Annotated in this window: 18 protein-coding genes and 1 tRNA gene; 8 read left to right on the top strand and 11 right to left on the bottom strand. The window is 47.4% G+C overall.

Going from position 1 to position 17835, the window contains the following annotated elements; genetic code table 11:
* Window positions 1–166: 166 nt before the first annotated feature.
* The 7 genes from rpsO to AT705_RS18340 form a co-directional block, all read right to left on the bottom strand.
* Window positions 167–436, bottom strand: a complete 270-nt coding sequence (gene rpsO / locus AT705_RS18370; RefSeq protein WP_010385052.1) for a 30S ribosomal protein S15 — start codon at window positions 434–436, stop codon at window positions 167–169.
* A 105-nt stretch (window positions 437–541) separates the two neighbouring features.
* The gene (gene truB, locus AT705_RS18365; RefSeq protein WP_058797698.1) at window positions 542–1477 is read right to left on the bottom strand and encodes a tRNA pseudouridine(55) synthase TruB; all 936 of its coding nucleotides are present in this window, start codon (window positions 1475–1477) and stop codon (window positions 542–544) included.
* A complete protein-coding gene (gene rbfA / locus AT705_RS18360; RefSeq protein WP_054015307.1) occupies window positions 1477–1887 on the bottom strand; it encodes a 30S ribosome-binding factor RbfA in 411 nt (136 codons plus the stop codon). The genes truB and rbfA overlap by 1 nt, the downstream gene beginning before the upstream one ends.
* 115 nt (window positions 1888–2002) lie before the next feature.
* Window positions 2003–4681, bottom strand: coding sequence for a translation initiation factor IF-2 (gene infB / locus AT705_RS18355; protein ID WP_049865303.1), 2679 nt, complete (start codon window positions 4679–4681; stop codon window positions 2003–2005).
* A 29-nt stretch (window positions 4682–4710) separates the two neighbouring features.
* Window positions 4711–6210 (bottom strand): transcription termination factor NusA, encoded by a 1500-nt coding sequence (gene nusA, locus AT705_RS18350; RefSeq protein WP_010385056.1) that lies wholly within the window; start codon window positions 6208–6210, stop codon window positions 4711–4713.
* Between the two features lie 42 nt (window positions 6211–6252).
* Entirely contained in the window at window positions 6253–6708 is a 456-nt protein-coding gene (rimP, locus tag AT705_RS18345) for a ribosome maturation factor RimP (RefSeq protein ID WP_010385057.1), read from the bottom strand.
* A gap of 260 nt (window positions 6709–6968) precedes the next feature.
* Window positions 6969–7045: transfer RNA gene (locus AT705_RS18340), tRNA-Met, on the bottom strand.
* A 334-nt stretch (window positions 7046–7379) separates the two neighbouring features.
* On the opposite strand from AT705_RS18340, the gene AT705_RS18335 reads away from it, so the two are divergent.
* From AT705_RS18335 to AT705_RS18325, 3 genes are all read left to right on the top strand, one after another.
* Window positions 7380–8159 carry a delta-class carbonic anhydrase gene (locus AT705_RS18335; protein WP_058797697.1) on the top strand — a complete coding sequence of 260 codons (780 nt, stop codon included), beginning with the start codon at window positions 7380–7382 and terminating at the stop codon, window positions 8157–8159.
* 273 nt (window positions 8160–8432) lie between these two features.
* Window positions 8433–8909: a hypothetical protein gene (locus AT705_RS18330; RefSeq protein ID WP_058797696.1), complete on the top strand. Its 477-nt coding sequence runs from the start codon at window positions 8433–8435 to the stop codon at window positions 8907–8909.
* A gap of 80 nt (window positions 8910–8989) precedes the next feature.
* The gene (locus AT705_RS18325) at window positions 8990–9493 is read left to right on the top strand and encodes a hypothetical protein (RefSeq protein WP_058797695.1); all 504 of its coding nucleotides are present in this window, start codon (window positions 8990–8992) and stop codon (window positions 9491–9493) included.
* Between the two features lie 48 nt (window positions 9494–9541).
* On the opposite strand, the gene AT705_RS18320 is transcribed toward AT705_RS18325, so the two are convergent.
* Both AT705_RS18320 and AT705_RS18315 read right to left on the bottom strand, forming a co-directional pair.
* Window positions 9542–9943 (bottom strand): DUF3019 domain-containing protein, encoded by a 402-nt coding sequence (locus tag AT705_RS18320; RefSeq protein ID WP_058797694.1) that lies wholly within the window; start codon window positions 9941–9943, stop codon window positions 9542–9544.
* Window positions 9933–10775 carry a MipA/OmpV family protein gene (locus AT705_RS18315; protein WP_058797693.1) on the bottom strand — a complete coding sequence of 281 codons (843 nt, stop codon included), beginning with the start codon at window positions 10773–10775 and terminating at the stop codon, window positions 9933–9935. The genes AT705_RS18320 and AT705_RS18315 overlap by 11 nt, the downstream gene beginning before the upstream one ends.
* A gap of 182 nt (window positions 10776–10957) precedes the next feature.
* On the opposite strand from AT705_RS18315, the gene AT705_RS18310 reads away from it, so the two are divergent.
* The 3 genes from AT705_RS18310 to AT705_RS18300 are packed head-to-tail and all read left to right on the top strand — an operon-like array spanning window position 10958 to window position 13694.
* The gene (locus AT705_RS18310) at window positions 10958–11968 is read left to right on the top strand and encodes a phospholipase (RefSeq protein ID WP_049866108.1); all 1011 of its coding nucleotides are present in this window, start codon (window positions 10958–10960) and stop codon (window positions 11966–11968) included.
* Window positions 11968–13158 (top strand): peptidyl-prolyl cis-trans isomerase, encoded by a 1191-nt coding sequence (locus AT705_RS18305; protein WP_058797692.1) that lies wholly within the window; start codon window positions 11968–11970, stop codon window positions 13156–13158. Before AT705_RS18310 ends, AT705_RS18305 begins: the two co-directional genes overlap by 1 nt.
* Window positions 13158–13694 carry a hypothetical protein gene (locus tag AT705_RS18300; protein ID WP_058797691.1) on the top strand — a complete coding sequence of 179 codons (537 nt, stop codon included), beginning with the start codon at window positions 13158–13160 and terminating at the stop codon, window positions 13692–13694. Before AT705_RS18305 ends, AT705_RS18300 begins: the two co-directional genes overlap by 1 nt.
* Window positions 13695–13713: 19 nt before the next feature.
* On the opposite strand, the gene dapE is transcribed toward AT705_RS18300, so the two are convergent.
* Window positions 13714–14886 carry a succinyl-diaminopimelate desuccinylase gene (gene dapE / locus AT705_RS18295; protein WP_058798049.1) on the bottom strand — a complete coding sequence of 391 codons (1173 nt, stop codon included), beginning with the start codon at window positions 14884–14886 and terminating at the stop codon, window positions 13714–13716.
* Window positions 14887–15205: 319 nt separating this feature from the next.
* Between dapE and AT705_RS18290 the strand changes: the two genes are divergently transcribed.
* Entirely contained in the window at window positions 15206–15970 is a 765-nt protein-coding gene (locus AT705_RS18290; protein WP_058797690.1) for a response regulator, read from the top strand.
* A 449-nt stretch (window positions 15971–16419) separates the two neighbouring features.
* Window positions 16420–17094 carry an OmpW/AlkL family protein gene (locus AT705_RS18285; RefSeq protein ID WP_058797689.1) on the top strand — a complete coding sequence of 225 codons (675 nt, stop codon included), beginning with the start codon at window positions 16420–16422 and terminating at the stop codon, window positions 17092–17094.
* 75 nt (window positions 17095–17169) lie between these two features.
* On the opposite strand, the gene AT705_RS18280 is transcribed toward AT705_RS18285, so the two are convergent.
* On the bottom strand, window positions 17170–17709 hold the full coding sequence (locus AT705_RS18280) for a thioesterase family protein (RefSeq protein ID WP_058798048.1): 540 nt from the start codon (window positions 17707–17709) through the stop codon (window positions 17170–17172).
* Window positions 17710–17835 lie beyond the last annotated feature (126 nt).

Here is a 17835-nt window from a genome sequence, read left to right as displayed (position 1 = left end):
ACAGAGCTAGATGATCCGCTTAAGCACTACAATTGGCTGCAGACTTGGCGCTGAACCCCCAGAATGGCGGCTCGGGCATAAGTATACTGAGTATATACCCACAAAAAAAGGGGCGATTTAGCCCCTTTTTTCTTATCGGATAAAAATCCGACAAATAATCAAGTTCTTAGCGACGTAGGCCAAGCTCTTTGATTAGTGCAGAGTAACGCTCTACGCTCTTACCTTTAAGGTAGTCAAGCAGGTTACGACGCTGGCTTACTTTACGTAGCAGACCACGACGTGAGTGGAAGTCATGCTTGTGGTTAGCGAAGTGACCTTGTAGCTTGTTGATATCAGCAGTTAACAGTGCAACCTGAACTTCAGGAGAACCAGTGTCGCCTTCTGCGCGTGCGAATTTTGCTACGATTTCTGCTTTTTCTTGATTGCTTAGTGACATAATAAACTCCAATTGTTTAAGTAATGCTTCAGCCGATCACTAATTCAGCCAAAGCGACAAAGCGGGCGGCATTGTATCAGCAATTACCCCCGCTGACAAAAAATTTTATTGTGCGCTGGATAACGCCCGCTTGGCCTTAAGATGCCCGTGCTGATTGCGCTCGCCAATCCCGACAAAACGACCATCAGCCACCACTTTCAACACGCCCTCAGGCAGCTCACCGACGACCACTGTCTGACCATGACTAAATGCCACGCCCTGCTCTGCACTGATCTCAACTGCCGGTAAATCCACCAACGCCGTATCCATAGGGAGCAACAGTGCATCAATGTATGTCGAAGGCGGCAGATCTTCCGCTTTCGCCTGCTGGAGTTTTTCTTCCAGTTCCTCAAGCGTGATCATTTTATCACTGGGATAATGACCCACTTCAGAGCGATGTAACATAATGACATGTGCACCACAGCCCAGCTTCTCACCCAGGTCGTCCACTATAGTGCGAATGTAAGTCCCTTTCGAGACATGCACCGTCATCTGGATCTCTTGCACATGTTCGTCATATTCATCCAAAGTGATCGAATAAACGTTGATCTTGCGACACTTACGCGGCACTTCGATGCCCTCACGGGCATACTTGTACAAGGGCTGACCCTGATACTTTAGCGCGGAATACATCGACGGATACTGATCAGACTCCCCCAGGAAACTGGCAACATCTTGCTCCAGTTGCGCTCGGGTGATCTGCACAGGGCGTGTTTCGACCACTTCACCATCGGAGTCTGAAGTTGTTGTACGCTCGCCTAACTTGGCACGTACGACGTAAGTTTTGTCAGTATCTAGCAGAAACTGGGTAAACTTAGTCGCTTCACCAAAGCAGATTGGCAGCATGCCCGTTGCCAACGGATCCAATGCGCCTGTGTGGCCGGCTTTTTGCGCAAAGTAAATGCCTTTGGCTTGTTGCAGCGCTTTATTCGAGGAGATCCCCTGAGGCTTATTAAGCAGCACTATCCCATCTATCGGGCGGCCTTTACTACGACGCGCCATCAGGCTTCTCCGTCGTCGCTTTTGGTATCTGACTGCGCTTCGTCACCACGCTTTTCATTGTCTTTGCGGATCACTTCATCAACCAGGTTAGAGATACGCATCCCTTCCATCAGGGAGTTGTCCAGCACAAAACGCAGTTCAGGCATGATCCGCGCGCGGATCCGTTTGCCCAGCAAAGAACGGATATAGCCTGTGGCTTCATTCAGAATCGACAGGTTTTCTTTGGTTTTGTCATCGTCACCACCAAGCACAGTGATAAAGACCTTGGCGTAAGACAGATCGCGTGATACTTCTACAGCCGATACAGTGACCATGCCTAAGCGCGGGTCTTTAATTTCGCGCTGCAAAATCACGGCAATTTCTTTCTGGATCTGTTGTGCAACACGATCAGTACGAGAAAATTCTCTCATTTTCACCACTTCAATTTAATCATTAAAACGGGCAATGCATACAATCGCCCACTAGAGGAAACACAAACACAAATGGGGGCTAACGCCCCCATTTCAAGGTTGAACCCCGACTGACTTACAACGAACGCTGTACTTCAACGGTTTCGAATACCTCGATTTGGTCACCGACCTTAACGTCATTATAGTTCTTAACGCCGATACCACACTCCATGCCGTTACGAACTTCTGCCACGTCATCTTTGAAGCGACGCAGTGATTCAAGTTCACCTTCGTAAATAACAACATTATCACGCAGTACGCGGATAGGTGCGCTACGTTTAACCACACCTTCAGTAACCATACAACCCGCAACCGAACCAATCTTAGGCGACTTAAATACGTCACGTACTTCAGCCAGACCAATGATCTCTTGCTTGAACTCAGGTGCCAGCATACCTGACATAGCCTGCTTCACTTCTTCGATCAGATCGTAGATTACGCTGTAGTAACGCAGATCCAGGTTCTCAGCTTCAATCACTTTACGAGCAGATGCATCAGCACGAACGTTAAAGCCAACAATGATTGCGTTAGAAGCTGCAGCCAGGGTTGCGTCAGTTTCAGTGATACCACCCACGCCGCTACCAACGATCTTCACTTTCACTTCGTCCGTAGACAGTTTAACCAAAGAGTCAGAGATGGCTTCGATTGAACCCTGTACGTCAGCTTTCAGTACCACGTTCACTTCTGACACATCGCCTTCAGTCATGTTGGTAAACATGTTTTCAAGCTTCGCTTTTTGCTGACGCGCCAGTTTCACATCGCGGAATTTACCCTGACGATATAGTGCAACTTCACGTGCTTTACGCTCGTCTTTAACTACTGTGGCTTCGTCACCCGCAGCTGGTACACCTGACATACCCAGGATTTCAACCGGAATTGAAGGACCTGCAGTCGTAATGTCTTTACCGTTTTCGTCCTTCATTGCACGAACACGGCCATATTCCAGACCACACAGTACGATATCACCCTGGTTAAGTTCACCAGACTGAACCAGTACAGTGGCAACCGGACCACGACCTTTATCAAGGCGAGATTCGATAACCACACCTGATGCCATGCCTTTGTGCGCCGCTTTCAGCTCAAGCAATTCAGACTGCATCAGGATAGCTTCTAGCAGGTCATCGATGCCCAGACCGGTTTTCGCAGAGATATGAACAAACTGCGTGTCACCGCCCCACTCTTCAGGAATAACGTCCAGCTGAGCCAGTTCGTTTTTAACACGATCCGGGTCAATACCTTCTTTATCCATTTTGTTTACTGCGATGATCAGAGGTACTTCTGCCGCTTTCGCGTGTTGTACCGCTTCTTTAGTCTGTGGCATTACACCATCGTCAGCTGCAACAACCAGTACTACGATATCCGTGGCTTTGGCACCACGTGCACGCATTGAGGTAAACGCTGCGTGTCCCGGTGTATCCAGGAAGGTGATCATGCCGCCTTCAGTTTCAACGTGGTATGCACCAATGTGCTGGGTAATACCACCGGCCTCGCCTGCTGCAACCTTCGCTTTACGAATATAGTCCAGCGTTGACGTTTTACCGTGGTCAACGTGACCCATAACCGTAACAACTGGAGCACGTTGCTCAAGCGCTTCACTTTCGTTACGCTCGCTCAGTACTTTTTCTTCCAGCTCGTTTTCTTTAACCAGAACAACCTTGTGACCCATTTCTTCAGCCACAACCTGCGCGGTTTCCTGATCGATGACCTGGTTAATAGTAACCATTTCACCCATCTTCATCATGGTCTTAACGACTTCAACGCCTTTCACCGCCATGCGTGATGCCAGTTCCGCAACAGTGATTGTTTCACTGATACGAACTTCCTGCTTCACTTCACTTACCGGCTTCTTAAAACCATGCTGTAGTGAGGTAGGCGCTTTTAGCTTGCCTTTTTTACCCTTACCGCGCGCTGGCTGAGCCACTTTTTCAGCTGGCTTTTTCTTCTTCTTACGACGCGCACTTTTTTCTTCCTGTGCATCTGACTCGTCTTCTGCTTCACGCGCATAAGTCGACGTCGTAAGGTGGTGATCTGCAGAAGCTTCGCGACGTGCACGCTCTTCTTCTTCAGCTTTCCAGCGGGCTTCATTCTCTTCGGCTAAACGCTTTGCTTCTTCAGCTTTACGCTTGGCTTCTTCTTCTGCTTTCTGTAGGGCAGCTGCTTCTGCTTCTTTGCGCAGACGCTCTGCTTCTAGTTTCTCTTTCTCTTGTTGGGCGCTATCCACTTCTTCACTCTGCTGTTCTTTCGCTTGACGTTCAGCTTGCGCTGCACGTTTTGCCTCATCTTTAGCCTTGCGCTCAGCTTCCTCTTTTGCCTTACGCTCAGCTTCCTCTTGTGCCTTACGCTCGGCTTCTTCTTTGGCCTTTTGCTCAGCTTCTTGCTGAGCCTTCAACTCTGCTTCTTTGCGCGCAGCTTCCTCTGCAGCGAGTCTTTCCTGCTCTTTTTGCTGCTCGATTGCGCTCTTTTTAACGTAAGTGCGCTTTTTACGTACCTCGACCTGAACGGATTTTGCTTTGCCATGAGAGCCAGTCACACTTAACGTGCTCTTGCTCTTGCGTTGCAAAGTCATACGCTCCGGTCCATCAGAACCGGTACCACCATGCTGCTTACTTAAATGGTCAAGCAATTGTGCTTTCTCGTTTTCAGTAACATGGTCGCCAGTGGCTTTGGTGATCCCTGCATCTGCCAACTGCTGGAGTAATTTATCAACAGTTGTACCAATGTTTTCGGCTAGTTTCTCTATGCTCACTTCTGCCATATTATGCGTTACCTCCCGTTAATAAACTACTATTGCTCACTAAACCAGCAAATATTACGTGCGGCCATGATAAAGTCACCCGCCTGTTGCTCAGATAATTCAGTGATTTCGACTAATTCGTCAATGCCTTGCTCAGCCAGGTCTTCCAACGTGATTACCCCTTTGCTGGCCATTACGAACGCCAGGTGGCGATCCAGACCTTCCAGGTTTAATAAATCGTCAGCTGGTTCTGCCCCTTCAAGGCTTTCTTCGTCGCGTAGCGCTTTGGTAGTCAACGCATCTTTTGCACGCTTACGCAGCTCTTCAACTGTGTCTTCGTCCAAACCATTAATTTCCAGGAACTCAGCTACAGGAACGTAGGCCACTTCTTCAAGTGTTGAGAATCCTTCGTTAATCAACAAGGTTGCGAAATCGTCGTCGATGTCCAATGCTTCGGTGAACAGATTAATCAGTTTGTCAGACTCTTCCGCGCTCTTGCGCTCCATGTCTTCCACTGTCATCACATTCAATTCCCAGCCAGTCAGCTGGCTGGCAAGACGTACGTTCTGACCGTTACGACCAATCGCTTGTGCCAGATTGTCGGCTTCTACTGCAATTTCCATCGTACGCGTATCTTCATCCATGACAATAGATGCCACTTCTGCAGGCGCCATGGCGTTGATCACGAATTGAGCCGGGTTGTCATCATACAATACGATATCAACACGTTCGCCACCTAACTCGGTAGATACAGCTTGAACACGCGCACCGCGCATACCCACACACGCGCCGACTGGGTCAATACGTTTGTCATTTGATTTTACCGCAATTTTAGCACGCGATCCCGGATCACGCGCAGCACCTTTGAGCTCGATCATCTCTTCGCCGATTTCTGGCACTTCAATACGGAACAGCTCCATAAGCATTTCAGGCTTAGAGCGTGTTACAAAGAGCTGTGCGCCACGTGCTTCTGGTTTAACAGCGTAAAGCAGACCACGGACACGGTCGCCCGGGCGGAAACTTTCACGCGGTAGCATATCTTCGCGGTAAATCACGGCTTCTGCGTTATTACCCAGATCCAGTACCACAGTATCGCGTGATGCTTTCTTAACCACACCTGTTACCAGCTCACCTTCCTGATCTTTGTAGGCATCAACAATCAGTGCACGCTCAGCTTCACGTACTTTTTGAACGATAACCTGTTTAGCCATCTGCGTTGTGATGCGGTCGAACTGAATTGATTCGATCTGCTCTTCAACAAAGTCACCCAGCTGAATGTCAGGCTCTTCAACCTGTGCTGCTTCAAAAGTGATCTCTGCGTACGGATTTTCCAATGAGCCATCTTCTTGTGGGTTAACCACCATCCAACGACGGAAAGTGTCATACTCACCCGTTTTACGGTCAATAGATACGCGTACTTCGATCTCACCATCATGTTTCTTTTTGGTGGCCGTCGCTAGTGCGAACTCTAATGCTTCAAAAATCTTTTCTCTTGGGACTGCTTTTTCATTGGAAACAGCTTCTGCAACCAATAATATTTCTTTTGCCATAGTTATTGCCTCGCTTGCCCTTTTTTCCTTCGCACCTAACTTTTAAAATTTTGCGATCATGTTCGCGCGCTCGATGTTGCTGAGCATAAGGTGATGCTCCTGGCCATCGACGGTTAGCGTGATCATATCGCCATTAACTGCAACCAAGTCACCTTTGAAATTACGGCGACCTTCTTGTGGAAGCTTAGTACGCAAACGTACTTCTTCGCCCACTGCCTGCTCGTAATGAGCTTGTTTGAATAATGGTCTGTCTACACCAGGTGAAGACACTTCCAGGTTATATTCATTTGTAATGGGGTCCTCGACATCCAGAATGGCACTGACCTGACGACTCACATCCGCACAATTATCTACATTGATACCATTTTCATGATCGATGTAAATGCGCAGTGTCGAATGACGACCGGCTTGCATCACTTCCAGACCGAGCAACTCGAAGCCACAGGCTTCAACAGCCGGCTCTAACATAGTCGTTAATTCTTGCTCGAGTTTTGTCACAAATTACCTCCATACAAACAAAAAAAGGGCCTAAAAGCCCTAATGATTCAGCTGTTTGCTTCTGGGCTGGGCTGAATTGCTTAGCTCCAGATACAACAACGCCCCGAACCAAGCGGGGCGTCACACCAAAAACAAACTGTGTGGCCAGTGGCCGAGCTTGGTTGCGGGCTGTATCAGCCTAAATTAAGCGAATGCTTAAACGCAAAACGCGCATTACAAGGAATGCGCGAACTGTAAGAAACGACAACATTTCTTAAGCTTGGTTGCGGGAGCCGGATTTGAACCGACGACCTTCGGGTTATGAGCCCGACGAGCTACCAGGCTGCTCCATCCCGCGTCAACGTGCAGCCAAGGCTGCATCAACTGGCGTGTATTATAGAGAGAGTTGTATTAATACGCAACCTTAGATAGGACCTTTAACTAAAATGCCTAATGTGATGGCGCAAATACATCATGCACGCACGGCTCGATAAACACCGCCCCCCCAACAAATCAGATCGAGAATAACTTAACATTACAATAAAAAGAATCGGGAATAGCGAATACAAGCATCGAAATTAACTTATAAAAAACCACTCATTCACAATATTTTACCATTTAGCTTGTTCTTAAAAGTTAAACATCTATACTGGCGGCCCATCGAGTTAATATAAAATGATGGAGAACCAATCATGAAAAAGGCATTTATAGGCGTCTCGATGACAGCGCTAACACTACTATCCTTTAACACCCTCGCGAATAGCTGCGAAGGGTTTGGCCCACAAACCCCCCGTGATATCGATCAGCTGCATGGAGAGAACAAACGCGTATTTTCACTCGCACCGCCTGCCAGCGAAATGAACTTATGTAATATCCACTTTCATAAAAACGCAGAGCATAAGGCAAAAGACTTTTCTGTTTTTGCGGGCAATGGCAAGTACGGCGGCTATCAGTGTAATGCCACCAGCAGCCTGACAGAGGCTGAATTACGGGCACCAAAAGGTAAGGTCTGTAAAAACGTAAAACCAGGTGACACCATAGAAGTGCATTGGGTACACAGTTCGTGTGACGTTACCCCCGGAAAAGGCTTAGGCTCTTGTTTGAGTAATGAATGTGCTAACCCGGACCTGCGCGTTGAAACTCAGGTTTTCCTCGTCGTAAATGATGAAGAGGCGCTAGATTTTAATGATTTAAGCTATGACGGTAACATAGTCAATGGGTATCATCAGGCAAAATATATCCCACAGACCACAGGCAAGCCTGTTGAATTCCTGGGCTCAACAACCGGACCAAGCTACAACGACAAGCAATGTTCACCGCTTCAGGTCACCTGGAGTGTCAGACCAGCTTGTGCGAAAGTTGATATCAATAGCCTGGCACAATGGTGTGAAGACAATGTGTTCGAAGAAGATCACGCCCACGGTGTCAGACAACTAGTCACCGATCCGAAACTCCTCGCTCCGATTAAATAAACCCAAGCAGGCTACCAGTCATTCCACAGTGTACATCTGGTAGCTTTTCTGTCGCTCTGATAGTGCAATATTCAGGATAAAGTTTGCGCTACAGAATAATGTCTACCTATACTGATAAAGCTGGTGCACGCTCCCTTGCTTTTTCAGCGTGCTCCATCACAACTTTTACCCAAGTTACTGTAGAGCTTGATGACCTGTCTTGACGGGCCAAGTCGTTGGGTCTGCACAATTGCTTGAGCAAATGGATTCGCTCTAATCGTACGTGGAGCGATTATGAGTATTTCACCTTATCAGTACCAGCTATTAAACCAATCTTTTACGACTCTGAAGCCCAATTTTCACTGCTTCTGTGTTAGCTTGTATAATAAACTAAAGCAGCGTCAGGTTACCATGGCTTTGCCCGAGTCTGAGCGGCATGTGCTGTCGCTTGAATATCGGTTACATGACTTTATGCAACAATGTCTGGTGCACTTACCCAGGCAGCAGGAGTTAACCCGCTTTTTGCACCAACAAAGTATCCTGATTGCGGCACTTGCCCCCTCGGTAAACGACATCACTACCTTCTGCAATAGTCTACTGGAGATCCTCAAACTCCATTTGGGCGCACAGTTTACGCTGGCCGTACGCAATGCGTGGAAACGGGCACTCCATGTGTTTGCCAACATCATCAAATCAGAACTGTTTGGCATTTCAAATGTCGTCGAGCTGGCGCATTATCGCAATCAGGCCAAAGCCCGTTTACGCCCCTAGCGCCTGGCTAACCAGCAATAATGACAAGCGCCTGGTAAGACAGTAAACTGAGATCAATTGGATTGATTTTGGATACTTATATGAAGCGTTTTTTAATTTTCGGTATCAGTTTAGTCGCACTGTCAGGCTGTGATTTTCTTGGTGACTCTAAAACTAAGATTGAACAACAATACCTGGCAAATAATCAGGAGCTGGAGCTGGTCATTGAAGATATTCGTGCACATGGCCTGGAAGCGATGAGTCAGTCAGCCGAAGCGGGGACTCTGGCCAGTTGTGTAGCTAAGCAACTGAATGGCGACCCTATGGGCGCCATGATTGAAGTTGAAGGCGCACTGCAGGACAGTGCCAATCTGGCAGATTTAATGGATACCATCACTGGCTTGGCCGATCAGGAGCTTTCTATGGAAAGTTTGCCGAGTTTACTACAAGCAGGTGCGGACACCATGTCTTATCTGAAAACGCTGCTGGCAAATTATGAGCTGAGTGAACTGCAACAACAAGTACAAACGCTACTTGAGCAGGGTCAGAGCAAAAGTGAAGACATCGGCACACATCTGAGAAATTTAGTCGAACAGTGCCAATAAAACAGATACCTGCAGGCTAGCTTCGGCTAGCCTGCTGCGTTGCGGGGGTTAAAACAAACGCTGCCAGCGACGTTTTTTATTGCGTACTTTGTGGACCCAGTTAACGTTTATGGTGGTTACAGCCAACACGTCACGCTTGGTTTTAGATATTAACTCGTAACTGACACTTTCCGTAGAACCAAACGCCAGTAAGTACTCAAAATGACTCACATTAGCCCAGCACTGCAAAATTTTCTTTGAGTTACTGTCTCTAATGCAATAGTCACCCACTTGCGGTGCAGAGATTGAAAATGTCACATCAGTGTAGCAAGTTCTTCCTTTATGTAGCGCAACACACTTGTTGGGTGCGGCTTGTAATATCCCTTTCCTATCGTCTGGTGTCGCGGCTTGCGCGGTTGAAGCCATACACAGCACGCCGATAGTCATAGCTGAAGCGAGTCTAAAATACATATTTCACTCCAGTAAACAGTACTCTGGCGTGATTCGATTCCAGCAATGGGCTATCTTTAGCTTCACTGGAGCCGACCAAAAATGACATACCTGCACTAAATTCCCAGTCCTCAGCGATCGGATAACTTAGCTGAGCCTGAACGAAGGCTGACGCTCCACTACCCGGTTCATACGGTGTCAGATAATCGTTTCGCTCAGCCTCAGTGACGCCATAGAAGTAGTTATTGAAATTACTGGAGTAATAATTAGCACCAAAGTTGAGCCATAAATCCCAGTTACGCAGCTCAAAGTTACGCGTCGCTTCAAGATGGAATACCCAGCCATTAGTATCGCCAAATACATCATAAACCAGTTCGGCCACTGCCAGATACTCACCCACAGAGCGATAATAGGCGACACCAAGTGATTGATCAGGATCCCTGTCCCTGATCCCTTTCAACTCTTTAACGACCGGATCTTTGGTGTCAAAGTACCCCGTTTCTGTGAAAGCCAGCTGATAGCTGCCATAAATGATATCGAGTCCCCACTCTTCTTCCTGAATGAATTGGTACCCAATGTCAGAGCCACCAAAAAAGTCTCCAGAGTAAGTAACCAGATAAAAGTTTTTGTATTGTAGTTTGATGTCAGCTCGCAAGGTAGGTGGTGCCGGAGAGTTATCTGCGCCAACCAACTTAGGGAGTACCATATCTGCATAGAAAGCACCGATACTCAGTTGCCACTCTAGTCCATTGTCTTCAAGAAAATCTTCATCCGGATCACCTGAGTGGTCATCGGCAAAAGCCTGATGTGACAAGCAAAACAGCACAGCAGAAAGTAACTTTATAATTTTCATCGTTATTGTGGCTTTTTTATGTGCCTAAATTCAGTCCCCATCATACCTGAGCTCTACCTGGACAACAAGACAGCGACAACAAGATTTTATTTAACTATAAATTAATTCAAACGTAACAAAAAGCTTCTTTAATTCCCAGTGCTCGGATAGAGCTTACATTCTAACTATGGAATAACACTACAATGAAAAAGCTATTATTACTCTCTGCCCTGACACTAACCGCCAATGGCGTACAGGCATTCAGTCAGGAAACACATAAGCGCATCGTTATCGATGCCGTCAGCTACATGGCGCAAAACCCCTCAACGACACAATTCGCTAAACTTCAGGCTTACGCTCAGTCACACGGTATGAGCGTGACTCAGCTTGCCGAAGTAATGGGGCAAGCCGCCTATGATGTTGATGACTTTGAAGATACCTTCTTCTGTGGCGCCATTACCGGCGACTGTGTACAGGCACCTCTGTGGGGCGCGGCTAAAAGTATTGTCAAATACACCAGCTACTGGCACTTCCAAAATCACACTCAAGGTGCAGATGTCCATGGTAACGATTTTGGTGGATATAATTATGACAAGCTTACAGTCTGGGGCACTATCGACAATATGGCAGCTACTTGGTTAAAAGGCGACTACCTGGATGATGGAAAAGGCGGTGAAACAGGCTGGTTCAGTGCTGACGACAGCGAATATGACAGCTATGGCATCACTGAAAAGAACTATCGTATAGGCAGCCACTCAACCTATAACATGTATGATGACTTTGAAGAAATGCCGTTCCAGCCTATCGATAACCTTGGCCAGTACTGGTACCAAAGCTACCTGCAAAACGGGAACCCACAGATCCTGGGTTTTGTATTTCATACCACAGATCTGTTGCAGCCCCACCATACCTGGACCACCTCAGACCTTAACCATGCTGGTTGGGAATCCTGGGTGAAAGACTATTATGATCAGGAAAACCTCAATAATTTGAGCTTAGTAAAACAAGCCATGGCCAGCTTTTCTGCACCTGATGCGGCCAATCAAGATATTCGACCTCTACTGACACAAGGCGGTGCTTACTCTTATTCGCAAGGCGGGATCGTGTTGAACTCAGAAGATCACTATGATCGAGTAACAACTGCACGTCAGGTTATTCCCCATGCAATTGCCATGGTCGTACATATGCTTAATCATGCGATGGTAGCGCGTTAATGTATTACCTTGTATTACTCCTGGCAGGCTGTTTAAGCCTGCCATGTTGGGCATCACTGACTCAACTCACTAAACCAGAACTGGCGCTGATGCAGTCATTGTATCAACAGCAAGATCGTCCGCTTTCAAACGCTGAGCTTAATAGGCACTTGCTCGAAAACCAGTTCCTTCTGGCAATCGCACGCCAGCTTAATCCCGAATTACTGGTGCGACAATCCAGCGTTGGGTTTGATAACGACTATCATATCCGTCGCCTGATGGTTACCTTGCTCACACAGCAATTCCCTGCGTTGAAATCAATACCCAAAAAGCAAATAACAGCACCAATTGATAGAGCAACATTATCTGAATTACTCGGCACCTATCCGGCTGACGGTCAGTATCAAACACAGCAACTTACACACTGGGCGAATATCACCTTACTTGAGATGCCCAGAGTCACGTTAAGCCAGCTAATCTCCAGCCAATCTATGCAGAATCGCTTTCGTCTTCACCAGGGTGATACTGAGTTACTCGCTCGCTTGCTAAACGAGCGCGCTTATTATGCAGATTTAACTGCTGCCGCAGCGCCTTTACTGGCAACAAACGGATTAACGCTTACGCGCCTGGAAACACTGGCAAAAGGAGAGCTTTTGCGACCGCCCATGCTGGCGTTTATGGGAATAAAAGCACAACTACATGGTGAGCGTAGCGCCTATCTTGAGCAGATCCGAGCCGATATTTCTGCTGCTGATATTCAGCGCTATTACAAACGCCACCGCGATGACTTCAAATACCGACATCAACTTTCCGCGCTGGCTGTACGCTTTGATAGTCAGGATGAGGCAAAGCACTTCTATAACCAGGCGCAACGCAAAAATCCGTTAGCGGCGTTAAAAGCGGCCAAACGTCACAATGAATTTACCGCCGATAACACCGCTGTTTTGACCACCATTACCCGTGAACATACGCACCGCTGGCTTACCCAATTGGCGTTTAGCAGCCAGCCTGGCAAGGTGACCACGCCGGTACGTACACCTGCAGGGCGCTGGGCGGTTGTTTATACTGAACAACCTCAGTATGCCTATTACCCACAAGATAGCGAAACCGTTCGCTATCAGGCACTGGAGTCACTCACCGCACAACATGCCATTGCCGTTTACCAAAGCAAGTTTAAACAGTGGCAACAACAACATGGAGTTAAACTTTAATGCGTCAGACACAGGCTATCGCGCTTGTCCTGCTCCTGGGGGGACTGGGCTACGCGCTTTGGGTCTTGTACTCACAGCCCCATTTGCAGCTCAGCGCCGGGCAGGCAAACCACGCCCCTACACAGACAGCACCTTTAGCCCCTGTCAAAGCGGCCCCAGATGTGACACTGTCAGCCATCAATATGCCTGCTCCCACCAATACTGCTGACGCGCCTGACTTGACGTCTGTTTCCAGGTTGCCCGAGGTAAACGATGAGGAGATCTATATTCCACCTATATCCCCCAGCGTCGCTGCACCTGCTTACCACGGCGATTTATCCGATCATCAGGCCTACCTGGTGCATCAATCAGCCCAGATTACACAAATGAAGCAAGACTATATTGCCGCTGTCGATAAAAAGGTCGCACGACTGGAGTCATTACTCAAAAAAGGGATTAGACACCAATTGCCAGCAGAGCAGTTGCAAGAAGCACGCGATAAAATACAAGGATTAAGAGCGATGCAAGCACAATTGCGCCACGAGCTGGCGCAATAGCATTGGAATAATTGTCTTTTTAGGCGATAAAATAGTCGTGCAAAATGGCCGTGTAGATCTCTTCGATGGCGTGGAGATCTGCTACCGACACGTGTTCATTGACCTGATGAATAGAGTCATTCTTTACACCACACTCAATGACCTGCGTCTCAGCCGAAGCAAAAAAGCGCCCATCAGAGGTGCCACCCGCGGTACTCAGTGCCGGAAACTGACCGCTTACATGCAAAATAGCCTGCTCAACCAGATTGAGAAAACAAGCTGACTCACGACTACCTGTGTAGTAGGACTCGCAAGGGCGCTCCCACTGTACACTGACATTGTCATGCCAGGGAGCAAGCGCTTGCGCTACCACCTGATAAATTTCCTGGCTCTTATAGGCATGACTATAACGCACATTAAATGTGATCTCACAACTAGCCGGCACCAGGTTATCAACGATATCAGGCACCGTCAGGCCGGTCACCTGCAAACTGGTTTTTGAGCCCCGTACATCTTTCCACCAGCTAATATTTGCCAGCTCATTGACCAATTCGCCGGCGATATGTGCCGCATTGATGGCCTGTTCAGGATAGGCAACGTGTCCGGCCTTACCGCGGATCTGCACCCGCCCTGAGATAGCACCACGACGACCATTCTTAATGGTATCGCCCACTTGCTGATGTGAGGTTGGCTCTCCAACCAGGCAAGCGTTCAGTACAACGCCTTTGTGTGCCAGATATTCAGCCATAACTTTTGAGCCATACTCTGCTTCTCCCTCTTCATCTGAGGTGATCAACCAAAATAGTGTGCCCCGACACTGCTGAGCCTGCTGACACAGACGCTCCGTTGCACTCAACATGGCTGCAACTCCCCCTTTCATGTCAGCTGCTCCGCGTCCGTATATCACGTCCTCTATCACAGCGGCTGCAAATGGGTGCGCCACCCAGCCCTGAGGGTTTGCCGGAACGACATCAACATGCCCCGCAAAGGCCATCACAGGACCTGGACCAAATTCACGCCAGGCAATTAAGTTACGCACCCCATTACAATCTAGGTGCTCACATTCAAAGTCCTGATCGCTCAAACGTTCAGCAAGGTAGTCAATTGTACCCGCATCATCTGGTGTCACTGATGGCGCATTGATCAGGCGTCGCAAGGTTTCGACAGTATTGGGAGTGTGCTTCGCTGAAGGCTTTATTGCGTGGGAAGACATAACATACATTTCCTGTATTTTGATCTTGAGCACCTTGAACACATGTTCAATCATTCACTGACAAGCAGCTTCATACCCTATGGTGACTCATTTAACTTCGATTACATCGCCTGAGCGTGACCAGTTCATGTCGTCTGCAAGGCAATTTTGTGACAAAACGCATTGCGATGCGCTCAATAAAGCCCAAAGACTTCGCCATAAATGGGTCAATTTCGATAACGAGTTGTCAATTGCCCTGTGTGTGCTAGACCTAACTATGTGAACCTAAGTTAAGCGGACTTCCCTTTCGCTAAGATTGCTGCAAGATAAGGAACTAGTAATGCAGGATGTCAGGTTTTTGGTCGTCGACGACTGCCAGCTGGTTAGGAATTTAGTACGCTCCACCATAGTCAACCGGCTCGGTGCCGAAAATGTTTATACCGCAGAAGATGGCAAAGAAGCACTTGAACTGCTCGATGCCCGACATATCGACATCATCATTGCTGACTGGCAAATGCCCAATCTGGATGGTGAAGAACTGCTTAAGCTGGTCAGAAAGTCAAAAAAGCACTGTAAGACCCCCTTCATTATGATGAGTTCACTGAGTGACAGAGAGCATGTTGTCTGTGCTATCCAAAACGGGGTATCACAATATATGATGAAGCCTTTCACCGCTGATAAACTCGAAGAAACCGTTCATAAATCCTGGAATACCATCAGTCGACGCGGTGCCATCCGATTATCCGGGCTGCCAGAACACAGCGTTCGGATCCACACTGGCAGCAGAACCTTGTCAGGTCATGTGAAAAACATCAGTCAATCCGGCATGTTGTTACAGTCGCCTTATAGTCGTGAAATGCACCTGTTTAGTAGCTACGAACTGGAACTGGATATCTTCGACCTCGATGGTGTTAACTTGCTTATCGCGCCACTATACGCCATGCCTGTACGCATTGTTGCAGTGGAAGGGTTTGTCGATACAAAAATGTGTCAACTGGCCTTACGTTTCAATCGTGACATGCTCAATGACGCCACCAAAGGCCACCTTGATGAATTGTTAAAACACCTGGGAGGATGCGACACGGAATTAATCCAGGACAACTAAATAAGGCTCGCTCTGCCTGCGTTCATTTCATAATGATGCATGACCACACTATAGAAGTGACTTTTAAAACCATTACAGCAGACCTCATTATGAAAAACCCTCGTTGGGCTTATCATATTTTTGCCCTTTAACACCTTAGCTGCTTCTCTGTGCAAACGGCTAATAAAAAACACGGCATGCGAGCTCAGTTGGTTCAGCCTTTAAAATATGTTTGTCCTTCATCTCAGTACCGTGAAGTATTCAGAAAAAGCACTACATGCTAATTCAATGATCGATTTATTGTACACAGCCCCCCGTTTTAGCTGGCAAAACTTAATCTAAATCAAATTTTCAATTTTTTCTGAAAATTCGCAATTTGAATATTGATCTAGAACAGCTTTTGAAAAACCGCATCCCCCTATGATAGCTGCAACAAAGAGATTTACCTTGCACAGGTTCAGGAGATGAAAATGAAAAAACTTACTGCAGCTATCCTATCTACACTTATGTTAACTGCACCACTGGCTCAGGCTCAGTTCAGTGTGAATGTAGGTGCGATTAACGTTAATCCAAGTGACACAGGCTCAGCGCTCAACGAAATCAAAACAGCTGGCTTGGTTGCAGATTCAGATACCCAGCTGGGTATCACATTTGACTATAAGTACAATGACAATATTGTGTTCGAACTGATTGCAGCAACCCCTTTTTCTCATACCGTTGAAGGTGAAGGTTACATTCCTGGCAACCCAAACACACAATTAGGCGGCGTAGAAATTGCTTCAGTGAAGCACTTACCACCAACATTATTGGCGCAGTACCACTTCTTTGGTGCCAATGATAAGTTCCGTCCATTTATCGGTGCTGGTCTGAACTACACCGTATTCTTCGACGAAGAAGCCAGTGCAGCACTCAAAGGTGTATTAGGCACAGACGATGTTAAAGTAGACTTGGACAGCTCATTTGGCGTTGCCCTGCAAGTTGGTTTCAACTACAACCTGAATGAAAAGTGGGGCCTGCACGGCATGGTTTCTAAGATGGACATCAATACCGATGCAACAGTTTACGCTGATGGTAAGCAAACACTTACTTCAGACGTAGAGCTTGACCCAATTGTTGCGATGTTTGGTGTAAAGTACAAGTTCTAACAGTTTAAGGTGCCCACAGTGTGGGCACACTACCGAGTTACTTTCTCAATCCCCAGGGGCCACCACACTGGCCCTTTATGCCACCTTAGTGTTACGCGCTTTCTTTTGCTCCAGCATGGCTTTCCAGTGCACTATTTCTTCTGGCAAAACAGGTGTTTCACCCTCAAATCCAGCAACTTCCAGCATTTCTTCCACACTGATCACGCCCTGACGACTTTTAAACACCCCCCTGACATAGGCTATGGCGTGCAATCCCCGCTCAGAGTGAAACCTTTGTTCTATATAAAAGTACTTGTGATCCCAACCAACTAGTTTGGTTGATACCGTAAACTCTTGTAATGGCTTGATATCACGAATATAAGTAATGGCTGTTGCATTGACAATCGGGAACCAGCGACGTTTCATAATGGCTGCAAACAATCCCACGCGTTCAGTCATCCAGGTTCGAGCCAAATCCATCATGGCCAGATAACGGGAGTTCGTCAGGTGCAGGTTAATATCACAATCACTTGGCAAGGCTCTGAAGTTAATATCAATCACATCGAGCAAAGGTTGTGTCGTTTTATTCTGACGGATCCGCCAGAACAACCACAGTAGGCGAAAATACAAATTCATGTTGTTGGTCCAACCAGTTGACATAAAACCCGAGTCTAGCATAGCGGGGTATCAGAACAAGCAGGAATTAGCTCATCACACACACCTGTAACTTGCGAAAAAGGCATTTGTGCATTAACTTTTATG

Origin of the sequence: Pseudoalteromonas rubra (assembly GCF_001482385.1) — a bacterium.
GTDB classification, from domain to species: domain Bacteria; phylum Pseudomonadota; class Gammaproteobacteria; order Enterobacterales; family Alteromonadaceae; genus Pseudoalteromonas; species Pseudoalteromonas ardens.
The sequence above is the reverse complement of the archived record's forward strand: the minus strand, read 5'-3'. Positions and strand labels throughout refer to the sequence as shown.